This window comes from Paenibacillus sp. PsM32 (assembly GCF_030433815.1).
In the GTDB taxonomy this organism is placed as follows: domain Bacteria; phylum Bacillota; class Bacilli; order Paenibacillales; family Paenibacillaceae; genus Saccharibacillus; species Saccharibacillus kyungheensis.
Genome location: NZ_JARUWY010000014.1, coordinates 42,569 through 63,890, shown reverse-complemented (window position 1 = coordinate 63,890; position 21,322 = coordinate 42,569). Strand labels below are relative to the sequence as shown.

Here is a 21,322-nt window from a genome sequence, read left to right as displayed (position 1 = left end):
AACAGCTCGTCATTATTCAACAACTTTTTCATTTTAAAACTTCATCTAATAGATAACAAGTAGAACTTGAAATTATCATGTTTAGAATAGCAATATATGGAAAAATGATAAACACGCAAAAACGGGATATATATGGATGGAGAATCCACACATACATATCCCGCTGCAATCATTAAACCGAAATCTTACTTAATTATTGGAAATAAGCACGAGTAAAGTCAATTGCACCACTAAAGTCTACAAATATACCTTTAAGATTTGGTTTAACTAATGAAACGCTAGTGTAGTAATAGATTGGCATCATAGCCATATCATCTTGCACTAGAATTTTTTCTGCTTTAGACATATCATCCATACGTTTAGCATTATCTTGAGTTGCTTGCGCATCTTTCAACAATTTGTCATATTCAGGATTGCTGTATTTTGCATCATTGTTGCCATTACCAGTCATCCACATATCCAAGAAAGTCATAGGATCGTTATAATCCGCTGTCCAACCTGCACGTGCGATTTGGTAGTTACCACTTTGACGATTATCCAAGAACACGCTCCACTCTTGGTTTTGTGTTTTAACACTTACACCAAGATTGTTTTTCCACATATCAGCAATTGCCAAAGCAATTTTTTGGTGAGCTTCACTAGAGTTGTAAATCAAAGTAATTTCAGGAAGAGTAGTATAACCTTCTTCTTTCATACCTTCAGCTAGCAATTGTTTAGCTTTAGCAGCATCTTCTGTGAAGTAGCTATCTTTGTACTCTGTACGGAATTCTTCGTTGTTACCTTTGATTCCTGGTGGTACATAACCATAAGCTGGAATTTGTCCACCCAATGTTACGTTGTCTACAATCGCTTGACGGTTGATCGCCATAGAGAATGCTTGACGGATTTTCAAGTTGTTAAATGGTTTTTCTTTAACGTTAAACAAGTAGTAGTACGTACTTGCAATACCTTTAGCTTGGAATTGATCTGGGTATTGTTGTTTTGCAGCTGGAATTTGGTCTGTTGGAATTTCACCAGTAGGTGCTCCAGCATAATCCAATTGTCCACTTTGGTAACTTGAGAACTCAGTAGCTCCAGAGTTAACCAATGAAGAAGTGATTGTATTTAATTTAATACTAGAAGCATCCCAATACTTAGCATTTTTTGTCCAAGCCAATTCTTGACCTGTTGTCCAAGTTGTTAAGTTGAATGCACCGTTAGTAATCATTGTATCCGCTTTAGAAGCCCATTGTGGGTTAGCTTCTACATTCTTTTGATTAACAGGGTAGTACGTGTAGAAAGAAGTCAATCCCAACCAGTAAGAAGTTGGATTAGCCAAAGTCACTTCTAGTGTTTTGTCATCTACGACTTTAACACCAACATCAGCGAAATCTTTAACTTTTCCTTCGTTGAATTCTTGTCCATTTTTGATGTAATAAAGTTGGTAAGCGTACTCAGATGCTGGAGTTGTTTTTGGGCTTAGAACGCGTTCCCAAGCATAAGCGAAATCTTTAGCTGTTACAGGTTCGCCGTTACTCCATTGTGCATTATCACGAAGATGGAAAGTATATTTCAATCCGTCTTCAGAAACATCCCATTTTTCAGCAACGCCTGGAACAGGATTACCATCTGTACCTGGACGTGTAAGACCTTCATACATTAGTCTCAAGGCAGTATTTGTTTGACTATCTTTTGCCTGAGCTGGATCAAACGTTGGAGGCTCAGCGCTCATGTTAATGTGTAAGTCTTGAGCTGCTGCTGTAGTGCCATCTCCTGATTCTCCACTTGTTCCTGTGTTGCTAGAACCGCTGCCGCAAGCTGCAAGCAAAGTTCCGAACGCCATGACAAGCGCCATAAGTACTAACCAACTTTTTCTCTTCATCTAGCAGTTTCCCCCTAAAAAATGTGGTATATGCTTTTAAATTATACAACCAGTGGTCAAAAAAATCTATAACTTATATTTAAAAAATCATCTTTTTTTCGTTATTTTATATAAAACTGTCACATTTAAGCGTATATTATGCTTCACGTCACGGTCGAATACCTAACATCAAGCAAATATATTCCATTTTTCGACAAAATTATTGTGTTATGTATTGCAGAATACCAGTAATCAATAAAGCAATGTAACCTATACTCAACAATAAAAAAGAAACACGCCAAACGGCACGAAATAATCGTTTGTAGTCCACTTTTCCTTTTAATCGGTTTTGTGCACCACCAATTAGACCAATCCCTAACAATAAAATCAATAAGAAAATATAGAATCCTGTTTTGGTATTGAATGTATTATTGAACAAAGCGGCTACAGAAATATATAAAAAAGGAGTGGTTACATCCATAGCCATACCTATCGCTGGTTTCTTTTCTTTACCTTTTAGCCTATTAATCACATATGTTAATACAAATGGAATAAATGGAACTAGACTTAAAAAGATAAACCCGTTCAATAATAATCCCAAAAATACCCCCATCAATTATCCTCCTGTCTATTCATAGCCTCAACTAAATGGTATACCCAGTAATTTGCGGGTGTGGCTATACCGTAATCTTGACCCATTTTAATAATACTACCATTAATCCACTCTATTTCTGTTGTTTTACCTTGTAATACATCTGCAAGCATAGATGATGTATTGGTAGATGTAGCACGACATACTTCTAAAATCTCTTCCCACCATAAAGAAGAACTCTCTATTCCTGCGGCTTGATATACTTCAATAACTTCATTATACAATTGCTGCATTACAAATAGTCTCTGTTCAGAAACAAGTAATTCACCATTCATTATACGCCAAATCGCTGTTAATGGATTGATTACAGCATTTATAATAAGCTTCCGATATATATCTTTATCGATATTATTCGACAACCGAATATCAAATCCTGCTTGTTGTAGTTCGTTTAGCAAAGGTTGTATTAATAGTTGCTCTTCTTTATCTATTGATTTGGTCTTATTACCTACTCTAGCACTAGAAAGATTACTTCGACTACCTATAACCGTTTTTCCTATACCGGTATAATGGACTTCGTTTATAGACATTCTTTTAGCACCCTCTGTGGTAATTGCTGCATAAACCTGCCATGGTGAAGGCCATAAGCTATCGGTTCGTACTCCATTTTGTAGACAGATTATACGAGTATGTTGCCCTGCTCGTTGCTGAATTTTACCAACTAAATCTGCTGTTATATCTTTCTGCTTAACCGTGACTAATATATAATCCGCTTTGGGTATATGAGAATAGTTATTTAATTCATCGATTGCATAAGCATTTTGTGTAGCAGATGGAATCCATAACTGTGGTTCACTATGATGATCTATAGTAGATGTTTGGATCGTTATACCTTGTTGATTCATAATAGATGCTTGTTCTACGGTACGTGTCCACAAATGAATAATAGCTGAAGAATCATTACTTATTAATTTGCTATAAAAAAGTAATCCTATAGCTCCTGCTCCAAAAATATCAATAATCAATTTTGTAACCTCCATGCATTTTAAAATAGGTATAATTAGACTCATATTCAACAGTAATACGTACGATGCTATAATAATGATAGATTATGCATTATTCGGAATAATATTGTAAAAAATTGCGCTTAGATATCCAAGCGCTAAGGAGGGGCGATCTATGAAATACTTATATTCGGTTAAAATCGTCTGCTTCTGTTTGACTTTAGCTCTAACTTCGCAGTGTTTGCTCTCTTCGGCGCAAGCACAAGCATTAGAAGCACCACCACAATTAGACGAACCAACACGACAGTTATTAGAAAATAGTCTATCTGTGAATGAATTAGATCAAGAAATCAAACGGATTACAGATCAGCAACATGTAGCTCAAACGAAATATACTCAATTAGAAAAAAGTTTGAATCATCAAGAAAAGCTATTGTCACAAGCAAGGCATCAAGCAGATTCTGTGCTTGTTTCTTATTATACAGGAGAAAGAGATGATTTTTGGGCTCTTTTTTTATCTACAGGTAGTCTGTCGGGAATGATCGCTTTTTACGATTACTATCGAATGATTATTGATCATGACCAGTTGCTATTAAGTGATTATCAAGAGCAGTATACACAACTTACACAACAAAAAAATGAGTTATATGCTACAGCAACAGAATTAGGAGAGATTAGCAGTAATTTATCTAATCAGCGTATACGTGTAGCTAATTTGCAACAATCGATTCATCAAAGTCTTGCTACAAGTTCTAATCCTGAAATTGCTCGTCAATTAATGAATGAAATGAATGAGTATTGGAAAAATATTGGACTGTATGAAGTTAAAAAATATTTCAGAGCTATTGCTATATCGATGCAGCAGTTCCCGGATTACTTGAAATCACAGCCCGGGGCGATCCAGATTAGTGGAACACATTACACCATCTCTATTGATGAGCAGCAACTGAATCAATTTTTACATGTCCAAGGTCAGTTACCAGAATCATTTCAATTCAAATTTGCACAAAATCAATTGAGTATTCATGGCAAAGAAGGCAATTTAGATTTGGATATTACAGGTCATTACGAAATCGTGAATCAGCCTCAAAATGCAATCCAATTTTATGTAGACAAGCTTGTTTTTAATGGTCTGCAATTGCCTGATACCACCTGCCGGATGCTTGAAAACGAATTTGATCTTGGTTTTTATCCACAACAAATTATAGCTTATTTAAAAGCTACTGCTGTAACTACAGAACCACAACTCATGAAAATTCAGCTAGAGCTATCATTGAATTAATCGGACAACATGTATGTACTGGACAGGCTGGATGTGAAAGGATTTTGTATATGATTAACGAAGCTGATATTTTAAAGCTATTCCAACTCTATACCGATATGGCTAGAGAATTATGTGCTTCTATGCAACAAGTAATTCCCGATCATCAAAAATCTTTGTTATCGAAGCCACTTACATCTACTAATTTCGAATGGTTGTTTGATCTTATTTATGATGTAGAGCCAACCGAGGAATTTGTGTTTTATTCGGGTATGCAATGGACATGGCATTGGCACGGTGAACATTGCTTATTCGAAAGTGAGCAAGGAACAATGATCGAAGCCAATATCTCTAATACAGACTTTGTAGATATCGCTTTTTTTAATCATTTTATCCAAAGTTATGATGGTGCTCAGTATGTATTACAGTCTATCGATCATCTAGATTTTAACTTTACTGCTAGTTTATTTGATCAATTTGCTGAAAAGAATCTTTTACATCAGCAAAATGGTACTGAATTTACTCTAGTGAATCCTTCAGATCATTAAGACATATATTTACGAGTATAGTAATAGATAATAAACAAAAGACTCTACTGTGCTACTAATGCACACTAGAGTCTTTTTTAATAAATTAATAATGACGTTATAGCAAATCAGCAGCCAGTTGAGCCAGTTTGGAACGCTCTCCTTTTTCCAGCGTAATATGACCACTGATTCCTTCTTGTTTGAAATGCTCTACGACATGCGTTAATCCATTACTGATTGAATCGAGATAAGGATGATCTATTTGATCGGGATCACCAACCAGTACAATTTTACTACCTTCACCTACACGCGATACAATCGTTTTGACTTCATGACGGGATAGATTCTGAGCTTCATCAATAATAATAAATTGACCCGGAATAGAACGTCCACGAATATACGTTAAGGCTTCAACCTGAATACTACCCAGTCCCATCAAAATTTTGTCGATATCGCCTGCTTTTTTGGTATCAAATAAAAACTCTAAATTATCGTAAATCGGTTGCATCCAGGGACGCAATTTTTCATCTTTCTCTCCAGGTAAATAACCAATATCTTTACCCATAGGTACAACAGGTCTTGCAATGAGTAGCTTTTTATATTTTTGTTCATCTTCTACTTTGGACAATGCAGCCGCTAAAGCAAGTAACGTTTTACCTGTTCCTGCTTTACCTGTAATTGTGACTAAAGGAATATCATCATTTAGTAACAATTCTAATGCCATTCGTTGCTGTGCATTACGAGCAGCAATTCCCCAGATTGGATCATTACTCAAAAATAAAGGTTCCAATTTGCTAGCATCTGCATTTACTTTAAGCAATGCAGATTTGGCACTACCCAATTCATCTTTTAAGATCACAAACTCATTGGCATAAAAAGAATGTTTAATATTTAGAGATTGGATAGGTAAATAGCGGTTACTATAAAATTCATCAATTACTGCAGGATGTACTGTTAAGGTACTATATCCTGTATACATTTCATTAGGATCAGCTGCTCGATCAGAAAGATAATCTTCTGTATTAACACCCAATACATCTGCTTTGACTCTAACCAATACGTCTTTACTCACCAGCACGACTTGCGAGCGAGACAGTTGACTTGCTTCTTTTTCCTGTTCTTCTAATTCATAATTCAAAGCTACTGCCAAAATACGATTATCGTTCGAAATTTCTCCAAACATATCTTGTACTTTAGCAAAGCTACGATGATTTAATTCTACGCGTAACGTACCACCATTTTCTAAGTGGACTCCGTCATGTAAATATCCGGATTCTCTTAATGAATCAAGAGAACGTGAAATACTGCGGGCATTCCGTCCAATTTCATCTGCATTTCGCTTTTTAGAATCAATTTCTTCGAGTACGACTGCGGGTATAATAACATCATTTTCTTCGAAAGCAAAAATGGCATTTGGATCATGAAGAAGCACATTGGTATCCAGTACAAAAATCTTTTTCATCGAGAGTTCCCCCTTGAGTAGAAAGTCTTATGATCTCTGATGCCATTTACTTTATGGATAACTATGCTTATCCCTTCTTGATCAGCCAAGCCTCACCCTCCTCTTAATACACAAAAACCAGACGCTACATAGCATCCGGTTTTTTTATAAGATCATACACGTATAGACATACTCCATCAGACACCAGGGTACATAACAGTATAGAGCCTCTCCGGCACATACGTTCAACATATAGCATACGATCAAGCAACATGGATTCCTGCATCATCGAGACCTCCAATCACTGGCATGAATATACTGGTGTTTCTTCATTATAGCATAGGTCAAATTCATTTCAAATCTATAATCTGCTGACCCTTATTCGCTGTCCATATGCAAAAAAAAGAGCCTTCGCCTGAACGAAAACTCTATCATTTATTTCTACATTATAGTTCACTTTATTTATTACAAAATGAATATTATTGACTCTGTTTGCTTGTACTTGCTGGCTGATCAAATTGATCCGTATGCGTAGCTGTACCTGCTAATTCATCTTGTAGTGCTTTTTTAGCATTCGCTAACTCTGTTTCATTAATGTAGACATAAGGACTTTTCCAATCACCTGTTACTGGCATGTATTTGATATTCTGTTTCGGAATATCCCAATAGGTTGTCAGTAAGTTTTTAAATTGTTCGCCTTCAATATCGGTTTCCATATTTTTATCTACAGATTCGATAATAGAGCCCAATTTAGTCACACCGCTAAACGATTGAATTTTGTCTACAACAGCATTCAATACTTGATTTTGGCGTTGGTTACGGCTAAAGTCGTCTGATCCTTGTGTACGAGGACTACAATTTGATTTACGGTAACGTACATAATCTAGAGAGTTTGCACCATTTAGATGTTGTTGACCGGTAGACAAATTAATATTCGTACCATCTGCTTTATCTACATAACACATTTTCATATCTACATTGATATCAATACCACCTACTGAATCGACAACATCCCGGAAACCCTGGAAGTTCAACACAGTTGTATACTCTACATCTACACCCAAATATTTACCAAGCAATGTTTTCATTTCACTCATCGCTAGATCTGTACCATCTTTTTTATCTTTCGCATAAAACTTCGGATAATAAGAGTTCAGTTTATTGGGAATATAACCTTCGAGTTGTAGGTACGTATCACGCGGCAAAGAAACAATCGTGGCTGATTTGGTATCTGGATTCAGTGTAGCTACCATAACAACGTCTGTTAATCGTGTTCCTGTTTCTTGACGATAATCAGTTCCCAAAAGTGCCATCGTAATCGGTTTTACTTTTGCTGATTTTTCAGGAGCGACAGGTTGACTAATAACAGTACCGCCACTATCTTTTGGACCTACACCATTAAACATACCTTGAACCTGATAATATAAATATCCTGCATAAGCCATAACCCCTACAATTGCCAAAAGAACAACAATCAGCAAAATCTGCATAAATCGTTTAAAGCCACTGGCCTTTTTCTTTTGCTTTTTTTTGGGATTAGGATTACCGGATTTTTGTGTTTTGGATTTGGTTCCTGCACGCGGCGGAAGCCCACCTGTTGTCGTACTCATTGCTCTCAACACCTGTTCCATCATTTTAGATAATGAAGTTATAGTCTTCAATTATGTTGCCTTATCATACGTTCAGCTTATGCATCTTAGTATGTAGTGGCATGTACTGTTGTCATCCGGTCAATACGAGATTGACCGGATATCCAAACAGTATTTAACCTGTTGAAACAGGTACTTAAGCGCAGTGGTCTATCCAACAATATATGATATTACGATTGCATTGCAGATTTACGTTGTTTTTCCGCACGTTCGCGCTCACTCTTATTCAAAATCTTTTTACGCATACGAATTGATTTTGGAGTGATTTCACAATACTCATCTTCGTTCAAATATTCCAAAGCTTGCTCTAGAGAGAAGCTACGAGGAGTTTTCATTTTAACTGTATCGTCTTTTGTTGCAGAACGAACGTTAGTTAATTGTTTTTCTTTACAAATGTTAACAACGATATCGTTATCACGAGTATGCTCACCAACGATCATACCTTCGTAAATTTCAGCACCTGGCTCAAGGAACAAAGTACCGCGATCTTCAACAGACAAGATACCGTACAAAGTTGAAGAACCACTTTCACTTGAAACCAATACGCCTTCATGACGTCCGCCTACTTGACCAGCAGCAACTGGACCATAGCTATCGAATGAATGGTTCATAATTCCGTAACCTTTAGTCAATGTTAAGAAGTATGTTCCGTATCCGATCAAACCACGAGCAGGAATCAAGAATTCTAAACGAACTTGACCACTACCGTTGTTAATCATATTTACCATCTCAGCTTTACGTGAACCCAAGCTCTCCATAACTGCGCCCATGCTTTCTTCAGGCAAATCAATTAGTAGATGCTCGATAGGCTCCATACGTTTACCATCGATTTCACGTACGATAACTTCTGGTTTGGATACTTGCAATTCATAACCTTCACGACGCATATTTTCGATCAAGATACCAAGGTGAAGTTCACCACGACCAGATACGATATAAGCATCAGGGCTATCTGTTTCGTCTACACGTAGACTTACGTCTGTTTCTAATTCTTTGAACAAACGGTCACGAAGACGGCGAGAAGTTACCCATTTTCCTTCGCGTCCAGCAAATGGACTGTTGTTTACAAGGAAAGTCATTTGCAATGTAGGCTCATCAATTTTAAGAACCGGCAATGCTTCTGGGTTTTGTGGATCAGCAATTGTTTCACCGATATTGATGTCTTTAATACCAGCGATAGCAATAATATCACCAGCACCAGCTTCTTCGATCTCAATACGTTTTAGACCTTGGAAACCAAACAATTTCTCAATACGAGCTGTTTTCTTTTGGCCTTCACGGTTAATAACTGTTACCGATTGACCTTGACGGATAACACCACGGTTAACACGACCTACCGCAATACGACCCAAATATTCGTTATAGTCCATCAATGTAACCAAGAATTGCAATGGCTCATCGATTTTCTCTTTTGGTGAAGGGATATGTTCGATAATTGTTTCGTACATAGCTTGCATTGTTTCGTCTTGTTTTTCTGGATCAAGACTAGACGTACCATTCAAAGCAGAAGCGTAAACAACCGGGAATTCCAATTGCTCGTCACTTGCACCAAGTTCAATAAATAGATCCAATACTTCATCAATAACTTCTGTAGGACGAGCAGCAGGACGGTCAATTTTGTTTACGACAACAGTAGGAGTCAAATTTTGCTCCAATGCTTTACGCAATACAAATTTAGTCTGAGGCATACAACCTTCATAAGCATCAACAATAAGAAGTACTCCGTCTACCATTTTCATGATACGTTCTACTTCACCACCAAAGTCGGCGTGACCCGGTGTATCCACGATATTGATTAAATAGTCTTTATACGTAATAGCTGTATTTTTTGCAAGAATCGTAATACCGCGTTCACGCTCCAGATCATTGGAATCCATCGCACGCTCCTGTAAAGTCTCGTGATCCCGGAAAATACCTGACTGTTGCAACAATTTGTCCACTAGCGTTGTTTTACCATGGTCAACGTGGGCAATGATTGCGATATTGCGAATTTGTTCTCTTGATTGCATAAATTTCTCCAAATCCTCTCCATAAAAGGAGCGTCGGTCAACTAAGCCGACGCTCTACTATTTGTTAACACAGTGTTCAAAAAATCGGCATCCATAATCTTGCTTATTATAATTATACGTCATTGTTGCTATAAATCAAGCAAATTCGCATTTTATTACCAACCTGTTTTTGAATTACTCCGGCTAGCTAGTATCCATAATCCAGATAAGATCAACAGTAGCGCAATAAAATAAAAAGCAAAATTTCCTAATAAACTAAAAATAAGCAGAATTACTGATAACCAAGTAAGTGCAATTGAAGCAAAACCAACGTTGCGTGATACTGGTGAGGCTGCACATACATAATACTCATACATTCCTATAGCGACTCCCAAAATAAGCACAGGCCATAGATATCCCATGAGCCACCATCCCCAAGTATTGCAAAGGAAGAATAAGGCTCCATATACTGTAAGTATTCCAGCCGGAATCAATATAATAGCAGGTGCACTACGGCTAAAATACAGTAATTGTAATATAATCCCTGGCAAAAGAATCGCCAGTGGCCAGAAAATATGACCAATAAAACTGAATACGCCCAATTTGCCAAGTAGGATAATCAAACCTGCACATACAATAAACAGTCCGATTAACCCTTGATTACGATTGGTCATTCCAGCTTCCTCCTTCATCGATCTGTCCCTATTTATATCGGTTTTCATTTTGGCATCATGAAGATATAAAAGGTAATCTAATCTTCTTTAAAACCAATCTTCATTTATAACAGTAGAAGCAAGCTGTAAAGGGCTTCCTGCTTCGATCGTTAACACTTCTGTCTGCTCTACAGCACGTTCAATCATCGGCTCCAGTTCCAAAAACGATTCTACTTTTTCAATAATTCTCAAATTAGGATTGGTTGTCGGTGATTTCGGGATAAATAGTGTACAGCAATCTTCATATGGCAAAATCGATAAATCATATGTGCCGATTTCTTTGGCAATTTGAATAATCTCATCTTTACCTGTCATGACTAACGGACGCAAAATCGGTAACTCTGTAGCACGTTCGATAGCGTTCATACTAGATAATGTCTGACTAGCTACCTGACCCAAGCTTTCCCCGGTGATCAAAGCTAATCCTTTTTGCTGTTCAGCGATCTTAGTCGCAATCCGTAACATCGCCCGACGCATCAAAGTAATCATTAAATTATCTTGTCCTGTAGTCGTAAAAGCAGTCTGGATCTCTGTAAAAGGTACTACATGCAATTTGACGACTCCTGCATATCCTGCTAATACACGCGTAAGATCAACGACTTTTTCTTTAGCACGTTCACTGGTAAACGGGTAACTATGAAAATGAATACATTCCACTTCAAGTCCGCGGCGCATCGATTGCCATCCTGCGACAGGGCTATCGATCCCTCCAGAAAGAAGCAACATTGCTTTACCATTACTTCCGCGCGGGAATCCACCTACTGCTGGAATCAATTCACTATAAATATAAGCCGCTCCATCTCGAATCTCTACTCGTAATTCAATCTGTGGTTGTCTTACGTCAACTTTGAGTAATGGATATGCACGTAATACAGGTGAACCTACCAAATGATTCATTTCTTGCGATGAATGAGGAAACTCTTTCCAGACTCGCTTCACAGATACTTTGAATGTAGTAAGTTGGTCAATATGTTGCTCTCCGATTAATTCAATAGCAGCTGCAATAATGTCATCTAATTGAGGTAATGTCTGCTTGACTGGAATAATATCCATAATGCCAAATACATTTTTTAACACTTGAATTAATGCTTCTACCGATTCTCCACCTGTTTCCACATACATTCTACCGTACTCACGACGAACATGTGCTTTAGGGTAAGGACGTAAAACCGCACGTACATGTTCTGAAATTGTTTTTTCAAATCTGGATCTATTTTTACCTTTGAGTGTAATTTCACCTAATCTTAAAATCAAACGATCTATATTTTGCATACTTAACGGGTTCTCCTCTCCAATGGGCGAAGCTGTGTAACAGTCTGACGAAGTGCTGTGATTAAATGTTCAATATCTTGCTTTGTATGTTGATCGCCCAAGCTGATCCGTATTCCACTTGCAGCATGTTCTCGCGTGATCCCCATCGCTACTAATACACGACTTGGTTCAGCTTTACGGGAAGAACAAGCAGACTGTGTAGATACGATACAACCTTGCTGTTCTAGACTATGCAATATTACTTCCGATTTCATACCGGGATAACAGAAATGAATAATATGCGGTGATGCTATAGCAGGATTCGTTAACACTAGTCCATCTATCGCTTGAATTTCTGTTTTTAACAATTGGCTAAAAGCAGTTAATCGTTCTGCTAGTGCATATTGTTCTGTTGCTGCTAGACGTAGCGCTTTGGTCATGCCTACGATACCGGCTACATTTTCTGTACCCGAGCGATAGCCATTTTCTTGTCCACCACCTGCAAGTAATGGAAAAAGTTCAGTGCCTTGTTTGATATATAATAATCCAGTTCCTTTGGGGCCTCTTATTTTGTGAGCAGATAAGCTATATAGATCGATATTCCATTTTGCTAATTCTACAGGCAATTTGCCGAATCCCTGTACACCATCGACATGCATCAGTGTACGAGGTTGTACTTTTTTCAGCCATTCTGATACTTGTTGCACAGGTTGAACAGCGCCTGTCTCATTATTCACATGCATCATACTGACTATAATTGTATCTGCTCGTAAAGCATTCTGAATATCTTCCAATAATACAATGCCGTCAGGTGCAGGATCGATATAACTAATTTCAAATCCTATCTGCTCCAATTGACGACAACACTCATACACAGAAGGATGCTCAATACTCGTAGTAATAATATGTCCCTGTGTACGTCCGCCACGCATCGCTGCTCCTTTCAGAGCAAAGTTATTACTTTCTGTAGCGCCTGATGTCCAAATGATCTCGTTTGGTTTGACTCCAAGTAGTTGAGCGGTGACTTCTTTGGCATGTCGAACCAGTCGGTCTGCTTCTTCTCCATATTGATGCAAAGAAGATGGATTGCCAAAATGCTTTTCCATAATCTCAGCCATCGATCGTATCACTTCAGGATAAGGAGGAGTCGTAGCGGCATAATCAAAATATTTCATTATTTGTTCCTCCCGTTCCTATACTATTGGCTTAATGTGTAGCTATCCAACTATCGTTCTATCAAAAAAAGATCAAAAAACGGAACCTACGCTCCGCTTTTTGATCTATCTCATATTGATATATCGTACTCATATATGATGATCAAATCTCTATATCGCTAAAACGTTCGTGTACTATTATACCATGTACTTAGGTACTATGAACGTTAATTATGATTATAATTCGTATTTGGCTTGAGCATTTTCAATCTTACCAATATAGCGCTGTGTTTCTTTTGGCAATTGGCTTAATTTCGCCATTAATTCTTCATCATTTGAGATACCCAAACGTTGTAATCGACCTGGGCCTGCATTGTACGCAGCAAGGGCTGTTTTCACATTACCATCATAACGCTTGATCTGATAAGACAAATATTTGGTACCGCCATCTATATTTTGCGCCGGATCAAAAGAGTTGCTTACTCCCAGACCAGCAGCTGTTCCATCCATTAATTGCATTAATCCTTTGGCTCCTGCGGAAGAACCTGCATTGGGATTAAAAGAAGATTCGGTATCAATAACAGCTTTGATCAATGATTCAGAAATACCGTATTTGCTACTAGCTGCACTGATTAAATCGTTATAAGCTGTTGGTTTACTCGCACCTGTACCTGTTGCTGCAATAGCAGAAGAAGGATCTGCTCCTCCAATACCTGCTGTGTCTGTAGATGGAAGTGGTGTATTCACTTTAGCCGTTGTTGTAGATGTACTAGGATCGACAGGAGCCAGTTGATCAAATTGATACCACGGATCACTTTGTCCTGCACCACTTGTTGCATACGTATTGCCTGTAACAGAACTTGAATCTACATCTCCGACACTTGCAGCAGAAGGCAACACACTGGCAAGACTCACTGGATTTATATTTGAACCTTTTGTTTCAGCCGTTGTTCCTATATTTTGTTGCAACATCATATCAAATAATTTGCTACTATCATCGGTATTGGCTGTCAATTGGTCTGCACTACCTACACCAGAAGTATTCAAATATTTTAGTTCTATTAACTGTTTTGCCACTTTTGCATCAATTTGCATTCTGCTCGTGACTCCCATCTATATAATGTATTCCATCGCCGTTATCTATATGCTATCTATACTATTGATTATAGTTGTAAAAGAACGCCTATTCTATAAGAAACAATACTCATAACTGCCTCTTCCTAGCAAAATAGGAACAATCTCCTTTTGTCTTGGTAATTATGAACGATTCCATAAGTTATACGTATGAACATGCTCAAATCCTAATTGCAGAGCTAATTGATATGAGACTGTATTCGATAGAGTACAATCCCAAATCACTTTTTGTTCTTGATTTAATCCATGTTCAATAAATGCTTTTGCTGCAATAGAAGCTAATCCAAGACCACGATGATTGGTATCGGTCTGAATATCTATTTCTACTGACCACTTATTAGCAAAGATCGAAGTACATTCACACACAACCTCATCTTTGTATATTATTGCGTAACCAAAACCGTTCGTCACATAATTAGAAATAGAATTCCAATACTCTCTATAATACTTTTCGTCAAATAAGCGACTTTTGTGAATAACAGCTTCATTAATTTTTTGTAGTGAATATCCTGGAGGCAATGTTTTATAGATGTAAGGAGGCTGAGTTCTTTTATATAGCAAAGATTTTCTAGTCGTTTTTTGAATACTATTTGTAAAATGAGTATTCAGAAATTGATCCCAATCATTACAATCTGAAAATACGATAAATCTTCCAGCTTGCTCTAAACGTTGCTGACATCTTATTTTGACAAAATTGCAAAATGCATCTGATGTTGTATCCAGATGACCACGTACATAACAAAATCTTTTTTCGGATTCTACCCATAAAGGTAAAGATTGTATTTTTTTATCTGTATCTATATCTTTTAACATATTGTATTGTTGCTGATTGATATCATCAGTGTAGATTTCTCCTGAAAGTACCCCTGTAGCAATAGAATGAACAAAAGTAGGAACATTATTAATCTTTTGAATAGATAATGGATCATTATATTGCTTCATGATTTCCACCTTTTATATGTAATATTTTATATCATTTATCGTTATATTATATATGTACACAAATAAAAAGATGCCCTTCAAGGACATCTTTTTTTATCATTTCGTATCTAATAAAAATTAAGCGTGACGTTGGTTCATACGACGTTGAGTTAAATAATCACTTTCGTAATAAGCTAGATCATCGCGTAATTCTTCGTAAATTTTTGTAATTTCTAAAATAATGTCTCTAACCGGTTTGACAGGAGTCTGACGGAAACGAATCGCTTCCTGACCTGTATAAGCATAACGTCCATCTTCAGAGTAGCACTCATTTTTGGGATAAAAAAAGCTATTGATACAATGGTGATACGCATTATAAAGTGCTTTTTCTGCAAAATCCATATCGAAATTCGCACGACGGATCACTACACCTAATTTTTCGTAAGAAACTTCGGAAAACACAAGCAAATGACGTAAATCGGACAAAAATCCTTTGTAGAAAGCAACACTATCGACACCATTTTCAGCTGTCAATGCTTGTAAAGAGTATTCGTTTAAGAACTCTTCCATCTTCTCAATTGCTGGTTTCAATTTTTCCCTAGTGCTTTCACTTAACTTTTGGACATTCGCTGCTAACATGTCTGTAGCTCCCCCTTAAAATTGGTTCCTTAGAGACTGGGATGTGTCTTGAGAAAGACAACATTACCCTGATTTTTAATTACAATCCTACCACAAAAATAATACTTATGGTATCTCTGATGTGTACAAAATCTTCTTAACTTCATTTTAACCACTTTTTAAATATTAAAAACGTTGGCTTGTGAAACGGAATCTCATTAATATTCCCATCCATGAATGGTTTATTATCATATACATTACTTCGATTTTTACAAAGAAGCAAGTTTGTTACAATTAAGCAACATTTGATCGCATCAAAAAGCGGCGTGCTCTCCAAAGATGGAAAGACACACCGCCTTCTTCCAGCGGATATACAACCGGTACAGAGTGTCTATCTCTCTATATCGGATTATGATAAATGCTTATGAATGGTATTCTGTCAGATATACAAAAAAAGTAGCGTTAGTGGGGAAAGCTTCTCGTAAGCCGGGTTCTGTGCCTTTTGTGGTTCAGACGGGAACTACCCTCCCACTTTAGGCGACAATCATCTATCTAGGCCAAACATTACTGTTTGGCTCCAGCGACCAACCTCGATACACCTCGGGCAAAGGCTGCTTTTCCGAAGAAAAGCTGTATCTCTTTAGGTCTTGCTCCAGATGGGGTTTACCAGGAACGAAGTCACCAGCGTTCCTCGGGGTCTCTTACACCCCGGTTCCATCCTTACCTGTGCATAATTTCCAAAGAAATCAGCCATCGGCGGTCCATTTCTGTGGCACTATCCTTCAACTCGCGCTGACTGGATGTTATCCAGCACCCTGCCCTGTGGAGCCCGGACTTTCCTCCCGTGACGATAAGTCACCGGCGATTGTCTGTTTAGCTTTCCGCGAACGCAACACTTCACATTATATAATTATTCTATAAGAGTGTAAAGCATACATTACACTTTTTAAAAGTTCACATTACAAAAATGCAGATTTGATTGTATTCTCTAGCTATTTCGATGTATTTTGTACAGTACATGTTGTAAAGCACAAGATAATTAACATAAAGGGATACGGTCTCAAATCTTTAAATACAAAGATTGATATAGCTTTTGTACCCCATTACCTTTTATACAAACTGAAAAGGTTCGGTGTTGATGGTAGACGCATGTACTTTGGTATCGTATTTATCTGCTTCCAAACGCTTGCGAATCACTTCAGCAAGTCCTGACTTCATAATCTTCTCTGTATTATGACCCGGATCAATAATCGCTATTCCAGCCATCAGTGCATCCTGAGCCGTATGATAATCGATATCTCCAGTGACAATCACATCTGCGCCTTTGAACAACGCTTGATTGACATAGCGACTACCTGATCCTCCAAGCACAGCTGCCTTTTTGATCGTGCGTTTAAGATCACCTGTTACACGTACAATCGGTACATCTAATCCTTGTTTGACTGTATCTACGAATTGAGCAAGACTCAATGGAGCATCTAATTTACCGACACGACCTAATCCATAGACTTTACCGCTATCTGCCAAAGGATATAGATCATATGCTACTTCGTCATACGGATGAGACTTAATCAGTGCTTGAACAATTTTATTCCGTAGACTGGAAGGAACAACTGTTTCTAATCGGACTTCAGAGACAGATTCTAATTTACCTGTAGTGCCTATGTAAGGCTCACTGCCTTCTTCTGGTTGAAAAGTACCTGTCCCTTCTGAAGTGAACGTGCAATGGCTGTAATCCCCAATATGACCGCCACCCGCAGCAGTTATCGCATGGCGTATCCCTTCTACATGAGAAGCTGGCACAAATGTTACTAATTTGAATAATGAATCAGTAGACGTCTGTTCGATAGGAACTGTATGACGAAGCCCTAGAGCATCAGCCATCCAATCATTGACTCCGCCTTCTGCAATATCCAGATTGGTATGACTAATATAAACAGCAATATCATGCTTGATAAGCTTCTCATATAATTTGCCCATCGGTGTACTGGTATTAATACTTTTGAGCGCACGGAAAATGATGGCATGATGCGCAATAATCAAATCTACATCAAGCGCAATCGCTTCATCTACGACTTCATCAGTCACATCAAGAGCAACCAGAATATTACGAATATCTTTTTGAAGTGTTCCTAATTGCAGACCGATACGATCATCAGGTACAGCAATACTTTTAGGTGCAAATTGCTCCATATATTGAATTACAGTTTGTCCTTTTGCAAGCATAATAGAACCTCCTTCACCGTTTGTAACTGTTGCCGAAACACAGCCGATTTAGCTTGTGCTTCTTCATTTTCAGATTTACCTGTTGAAGCAGCTACTTTTTCAAGCTTATGGATTTCTTGAGACCATTTATATTGAAAAATGGAAGACCCTTCTTGGATCAAATACGGTCCAAAACGCAACAAACTATCTCGATCCACATCATAACCATGTGCCTGATTGGTCTCACTATGAGAAGTTAAAGTTATGCCTTTATACAATTGTTGATTCAGTTCTACCGCATCAGGTAAACGATCTGCTGTCAAAATCTCATAAATACGTCCGTCTTCTTCTAAAATTTGCTCATGACTCAAATACCAATTATGTTCTAACAACCAGCGACGTACATTTTCTTCGCCGACATTAGGTTGAAGAATAAGGCGCTGTACTCCTTCTAACTTATCCAGTCCTTCAGATAAAATAGAGACGATCAATACGCCACCCATACCGGCAATAGTTACTACATCTACTTCACCTGGCTGGATCACAGCAAGTCCATTGCCTAATCTTACATTGATCTTTTCTTTCAGCCCTGCTTCATTAACCTGACGCTGAGCCGCATCGCGAGGACCTACATTGACTTCCCCTGCGATTGCTTCTGTAATCATTCCTTTACGCATAGCAAAAACCGGCAAAAGGGCATGATCGGAACCAATATCCGCCAACCGGCTTCCTGTCGGAATTTGCTCTGCAATTTTTGTTAATCGTATTGATAATTTCATGCAGCCACCCACGCTATCCATTTTTTTCGAAGTACAAATAAAATAATACATATTAAAGCTACTTTGACCATACAAAATAATGCAAAAGCTTCTGGCATCTGTCCACGCAGAAACACTTCATCAATTTCAGGCATAAACCAGACAGCCAGACTGGTTGTAAAATAAACAGCCGCCAATTTTTTGCCACGATGATGCACAAGCCAGCAAAACCACATTAATAACAAACTAATAGGTAACCACAGCCCTTGTAACATCAACCATGAAGCTACAGGTTTAACCTGAGCAAAGAAACCTGCGTACAGTAATACAAAGGCACCAAACCCTATATACAATAACACAGGGCTCGAAATAATATAACCGAGTATACACCAAATGAGCGCACAACCCAAAACCAATAGCGTTATAAATACACGTTCATCCATACCATGCTCACGAATTAAAAAGATGCCTAACCCTAGCATCAACAGACTACCTATCGCTAGTAAAAAGGCTGATGCCAGCGAATTGCGTGTGCGTAAACGAATTCCGCCAGTATAACATAAAGCAGTAAATAACGGGATACATACCAACTGCACTAAAAATGGAAACGTAGCAAAATACAGAATAGTTAAACAAATAAAACAGACTACAATAAATGTAAAAATCCATGTCCGAATATTTCCTTGTTTTAACGAGTTCATCGATAGCACTTTTTTGTCGCCACGTTCTTGATCCACATCATACAAATTCATTAAAAAATCGCAATAATGCCCTGGAAGTAAGCGATTTTCACGCCAGTATTCAATTTCATCTAAAATAACTTCCCGTTTCCCCCGATCCACGACTTTCCCACTCCCTATTCATCACTAGGCAATTGCTTGATCCACGCTCTGCCAGCCGATTGAAACCGTTTATTGGATATTTGTATACAGCTATATTTTTTATTATAGCGTGTTCTGTTCTTCTATAGTTATATATCGCTTAATTGAAGCCAAAAGTAAACCCCATACATCATACATATGTAAAAAAGAAAGCGTGCTACTATAAAAAAGAATGACACTATTATATAAAAAAAGAGACCTTACCGCTATAAGCAGAAGGTCTCTTACTATCATTCTATTCTAAGAAGTCTTTCAGACGTTTGCTACGGCTTGGATGACGAAGCTTACGAAGTGCTTTTGCTTCAATCTGACGAATCCGTTCACGCGTAACACCAAATACTTTACCTACTTCTTCAAGCGTTCTTGTACGTCCATCGTCTAGACCAAAACGTAGACGAAGAACATTTTCTTCACGCTCTGTTAAAGTATCCAATACATCTTCCAACTGTTCTTTTAACAATTCATAAGCAGCAGCATCTGCTGGAGCCAAAGCATCTTGGTCTTCAATAAAGTCTCCCAAGTGAGAATCATCTTCTTCACCGATAGGCGTCTCTAAAGAAACAGGTTCTTGAGCAATTTTCATAATCTCACGAACTTTTTCGACACTTAGTTCCATTTCAGCAGCGATTTCTTCCGGTGTAGGTTCGCGTCCTAATTCTTGTAGCAATTGACGGGATACCCGGATTAATTTGTTGATCGTTTCTACCATATGCACAGGAATACGAATCGTTCTTGCCTGATCGGCAATCGCGCGTGTAATCGCTTGACGAATCCACCATGTTGCATACGTACTGAATTTATATCCTTTGGTATGATCGAACTTTTCAACTGCTTTGATCAGACCCATATTTCCTTCTTGGATCAAATCAAGAAACAGCATTCCACGTCCTACATAACGCTTAGCGATACTTACTACGAGACGTAAGTTAGCTTCAGCCAATCTACGTTTTGCTTCTTCATCGCCATCTTCAATACGTTTAGCCAATTCCACTTCATTATCTGCTGATAATAGAGGAACACGACCGATTTCTTTCAAATACATACGAACAGGATCATTAATCTTGATTCCTGGTGGAAGAGCAAGATCATCGTCGAAATTAAATTCGCTATCAGAACTTTCACGATCTGTATTCGAACGCATCGTAATTTCTTCGTCGCCTTCATTGACAACCTCGATGCCCATATCACCTAATTGTTCGTAAAACTCATCAATTTGCTCGGAATCCTGGTCAAATGGAGCCAGTCTTTCCATAATATCTTTGTAATTCAGAGAGGATCTTTTTTTGCCGACCTCTATTAGTTGTTCTTTTACCTGGTCTAATGTTAATTCAGTTTCTAATTCAGTATGCTGATCGTTCGCCATCTTTCGACTCCCTCCTCCCTAG

At 37.9% G+C, this 21,322-nt stretch carries 18 protein-coding genes and 1 other RNA gene; 2 read left to right on the top strand and 17 right to left on the bottom strand.

The features are described from left to right. Nucleotides 1-193 precede the first annotated feature (193 nt). From QCD85_RS20615 to QCD85_RS20605, 3 genes are all read right to left on the bottom strand, one after another. Nucleotides 194-1,861, bottom strand: a complete 1,668-nt coding sequence (locus tag QCD85_RS20615; RefSeq protein WP_273613092.1) for a peptide ABC transporter substrate-binding protein — start codon at nucleotides 1,859-1,861, stop codon at nucleotides 194-196. 199 nt (nucleotides 1,862-2,060) lie between these two features. Beyond that, a complete protein-coding gene (locus tag QCD85_RS20610) occupies nucleotides 2,061-2,453 on the bottom strand; it encodes a DUF3397 domain-containing protein (protein WP_273613093.1) in 393 nt (130 codons plus the stop codon). Then, a complete protein-coding gene (locus tag QCD85_RS20605) occupies nucleotides 2,453-3,457 on the bottom strand; it encodes a ketopantoate reductase family protein (protein WP_301263744.1) in 1,005 nt (334 codons plus the stop codon). The genes QCD85_RS20610 and QCD85_RS20605 overlap by 1 nt, the downstream gene beginning before the upstream one ends. A gap of 154 nt (nucleotides 3,458-3,611) precedes the next feature. Here QCD85_RS20605 and QCD85_RS20600 point away from each other — a divergent pair, with 154 nt between their 5' ends. Together QCD85_RS20600 and QCD85_RS20595 are read left to right on the top strand one after the other, a co-directional pair. After that, entirely contained in the window at nucleotides 3,612-4,718 is a 1,107-nt protein-coding gene (locus tag QCD85_RS20600; RefSeq protein WP_301263743.1) for a hypothetical protein, read from the top strand. A 50-nt stretch (nucleotides 4,719-4,768) separates the two neighbouring features. Next, complete coding sequence (locus tag QCD85_RS20595; protein WP_301263742.1) at nucleotides 4,769-5,245, top strand: DUF6896 domain-containing protein; 477 nt, start codon at nucleotides 4,769-4,771, stop codon at nucleotides 5,243-5,245. 97 nt (nucleotides 5,246-5,342) lie between these two features. Here the strand turns inward: QCD85_RS20595 and QCD85_RS20590 are convergent, their stop codons facing one another. From QCD85_RS20590 to rpoD, 14 genes are all read right to left on the bottom strand, one after another. After that, nucleotides 5,343-6,686: a PhoH family protein gene (locus QCD85_RS20590; protein WP_273613097.1), complete on the bottom strand. Its 1,344-nt coding sequence runs from the start codon at nucleotides 6,684-6,686 to the stop codon at nucleotides 5,343-5,345. 458 nt (nucleotides 6,687-7,144) lie between these two features. After that, nucleotides 7,145-8,275, bottom strand: a complete 1,131-nt coding sequence (locus QCD85_RS20585) for an LCP family protein (protein WP_301263741.1) — start codon at nucleotides 8,273-8,275, stop codon at nucleotides 7,145-7,147. A gap of 209 nt (nucleotides 8,276-8,484) precedes the next feature. After that, nucleotides 8,485-10,323, bottom strand: coding sequence for a translational GTPase TypA (gene typA, locus QCD85_RS20580; protein ID WP_273613099.1), 1,839 nt, complete (start codon nucleotides 10,321-10,323; stop codon nucleotides 8,485-8,487). A gap of 155 nt (nucleotides 10,324-10,478) precedes the next feature. After that, a complete protein-coding gene (locus tag QCD85_RS20575) occupies nucleotides 10,479-10,976 on the bottom strand; it encodes a hypothetical protein (protein ID WP_301263740.1) in 498 nt (165 codons plus the stop codon). 87 nt (nucleotides 10,977-11,063) lie between these two features. After that, nucleotides 11,064-12,287 (bottom strand): tRNA uracil 4-sulfurtransferase ThiI, encoded by a 1,224-nt coding sequence (thiI, locus tag QCD85_RS20570; RefSeq protein WP_301263739.1) that lies wholly within the window; start codon nucleotides 12,285-12,287, stop codon nucleotides 11,064-11,066. 2 nt (nucleotides 12,288-12,289) lie between these two features. Next, nucleotides 12,290-13,441, bottom strand: a complete 1,152-nt coding sequence (locus tag QCD85_RS20565) for a cysteine desulfurase family protein (protein ID WP_301263738.1) — start codon at nucleotides 13,439-13,441, stop codon at nucleotides 12,290-12,292. Nucleotides 13,442-13,657: 216 nt separating this feature from the next. Then, on the bottom strand, nucleotides 13,658-14,515 hold the full coding sequence (locus QCD85_RS20560; protein WP_301263737.1) for a lytic transglycosylase domain-containing protein: 858 nt from the start codon (nucleotides 14,513-14,515) through the stop codon (nucleotides 13,658-13,660). 162 nt (nucleotides 14,516-14,677) lie between these two features. Next, nucleotides 14,678-15,496: a GNAT family N-acetyltransferase gene (locus tag QCD85_RS20555; protein WP_301263736.1), complete on the bottom strand. Its 819-nt coding sequence runs from the start codon at nucleotides 15,494-15,496 to the stop codon at nucleotides 14,678-14,680. Between the two features lie 117 nt (nucleotides 15,497-15,613). After that, nucleotides 15,614-16,114, bottom strand: coding sequence for a YpuI family protein (locus QCD85_RS20550; RefSeq protein ID WP_204823249.1), 501 nt, complete (start codon nucleotides 16,112-16,114; stop codon nucleotides 15,614-15,616). 446 nt (nucleotides 16,115-16,560) lie between these two features. Next, nucleotides 16,561-16,974, bottom strand: an RNA gene (gene rnpB / locus QCD85_RS20545) — RNase P RNA component class A. 229 nt (nucleotides 16,975-17,203) lie between these two features. Beyond that, nucleotides 17,204-18,319, bottom strand: a complete 1,116-nt coding sequence (locus QCD85_RS20540) for a Nif3-like dinuclear metal center hexameric protein (RefSeq protein ID WP_301263735.1) — start codon at nucleotides 18,317-18,319, stop codon at nucleotides 17,204-17,206. Continuing rightward, nucleotides 18,295-19,077 (bottom strand): tRNA (adenine(22)-N(1))-methyltransferase, encoded by a 783-nt coding sequence (locus tag QCD85_RS20535; RefSeq protein WP_301263734.1) that lies wholly within the window; start codon nucleotides 19,075-19,077, stop codon nucleotides 18,295-18,297. Before QCD85_RS20535 ends, QCD85_RS20540 begins: the two co-directional genes overlap by 25 nt. Further along, the gene (locus QCD85_RS20530) at nucleotides 19,074-19,898 is read right to left on the bottom strand and encodes a hypothetical protein (protein WP_273613106.1); all 825 of its coding nucleotides are present in this window, start codon (nucleotides 19,896-19,898) and stop codon (nucleotides 19,074-19,076) included. Before QCD85_RS20530 ends, QCD85_RS20535 begins: the two co-directional genes overlap by 4 nt. A gap of 274 nt (nucleotides 19,899-20,172) precedes the next feature. Next, a complete protein-coding gene (rpoD, locus tag QCD85_RS20525) occupies nucleotides 20,173-21,300 on the bottom strand; it encodes an RNA polymerase sigma factor RpoD (protein ID WP_204823245.1) in 1,128 nt (375 codons plus the stop codon). Nucleotides 21,301-21,322: the final 22 nt, after the last annotated feature.

Bases quoted from the DNA above. Each gene is read 5' to 3' on its own strand.
- typA (WP_273613099.1), bottom strand. From the start codon at position 10,323: ATGCAATCAAGAGAACAAATTCGCAATATCGCAATCATTGCCCACGTT.
- QCD85_RS20610 (WP_273613093.1), bottom strand. From the start codon at position 2,453: ATGGGGGTATTTTTGGGATTATTATTGAACGGGTTTATCTTTTTAAGT.
- QCD85_RS20560 (WP_301263737.1), bottom strand. From the start codon at position 14,515: ATGCAAATTGATGCAAAAGTGGCAAAACAGTTAATAGAACTAAAATAT.
- QCD85_RS20615 (WP_273613092.1), bottom strand. From the start codon at position 1,861: ATGAAGAGAAAAAGTTGGTTAGTACTTATGGCGCTTGTCATGGCGTTC.
- thiI (WP_301263739.1), bottom strand. From the start codon at position 12,287: ATGCAAAATATAGATCGTTTGATTTTAAGATTAGGTGAAATTACACTC.
- QCD85_RS20600 (WP_301263743.1), top strand. From the start codon at position 3,612: ATGAAATACTTATATTCGGTTAAAATCGTCTGCTTCTGTTTGACTTTA.
- QCD85_RS20590 (WP_273613097.1), bottom strand. From the start codon at position 6,686: ATGAAAAAGATTTTTGTACTGGATACCAATGTGCTTCTTCATGATCCA.
- QCD85_RS20555 (WP_301263736.1), bottom strand. From the start codon at position 15,496: ATGAAGCAATATAATGATCCATTATCTATTCAAAAGATTAATAATGTT.
- QCD85_RS20575 (WP_301263740.1), bottom strand. From the start codon at position 10,976: ATGACCAATCGTAATCAAGGGTTAATCGGACTGTTTATTGTATGTGCA.
- QCD85_RS20565 (WP_301263738.1), bottom strand. From the start codon at position 13,441: ATGAAATATTTTGATTATGCCGCTACGACTCCTCCTTATCCTGAAGTG.
- QCD85_RS20535 (WP_301263734.1), bottom strand. From the start codon at position 19,077: ATGAAATTATCAATACGATTAACAAAAATTGCAGAGCAAATTCCGACA.
- QCD85_RS20595 (WP_301263742.1), top strand. From the start codon at position 4,769: ATGATTAACGAAGCTGATATTTTAAAGCTATTCCAACTCTATACCGAT.
- rpoD (WP_204823245.1), bottom strand. From the start codon at position 21,300: ATGGCGAACGATCAGCATACTGAATTAGAAACTGAATTAACATTAGAC.
- QCD85_RS20550 (WP_204823249.1), bottom strand. From the start codon at position 16,114: ATGTTAGCAGCGAATGTCCAAAAGTTAAGTGAAAGCACTAGGGAAAAA.
- QCD85_RS20585 (WP_301263741.1), bottom strand. From the start codon at position 8,275: ATGAGTACGACAACAGGTGGGCTTCCGCCGCGTGCAGGAACCAAATCC.
- QCD85_RS20540 (WP_301263735.1), bottom strand. From the start codon at position 18,319: ATGCTTGCAAAAGGACAAACTGTAATTCAATATATGGAGCAATTTGCA.